Raw genomic sequence first — 419 nt, 5'->3', positions numbered from 1 at the left:
GAAACGGGAATATAGATAACGCCTAAAACGGGATTGCCATTTTCAATTAAGGCTATGTTTACGGTGAACTCGCCGTTGCGCTTTACAAATTCCTTTGTGCCATCTAACGGATCTACAAGCCAGCAACGCGTCCAATGCTGTCTTTCGGAATAGTCGAGTTGGCGGTTTTCCTCGCTGATAATAGGAATATTTGTAGGCCGTAAAAACGTCATTATTATCTCATTGGCATTTTCATCGGCAATAGTTAAAGGGGTGTTGTCATTTTTAAGAGCTACCTCAAAATTGGTATCATAAATTTTTAATATCTCCTCCCCTGCTCTTAATGCGGCTTGGATGGCGGTGGATAGGTTGGGTTTCATTCGGATGTCATTTTAGGTAGTAGGTTGTAGGGTGTAGTTGTCTGTTGTCTGTTGTCTGTT

1 protein-coding gene is annotated in these 419 nt (G+C 41.8%); it reads right to left on the bottom strand.

Annotated features, from left to right (window positions below; genetic code table 11):
* A partial coding sequence (locus tag K8089_RS16360; protein ID WP_277612617.1) for a 3'(2'),5'-bisphosphate nucleotidase CysQ family protein occupies nucleotides 1–359 on the bottom strand: 359 nt, incomplete at its 3' end.
* Nucleotides 360–419: the final 60 nt, after the last annotated feature.

Origin of the sequence: Aequorivita vitellina, from assembly GCF_022008365.1 — a bacterium.
GTDB lineage: Bacteria > Bacteroidota > Bacteroidia > Flavobacteriales > Flavobacteriaceae > Aequorivita > Aequorivita vitellina.
Note: the sequence above shows the minus strand (reverse complement) of the source record. Positions and strands in the feature narration are given on the sequence as shown.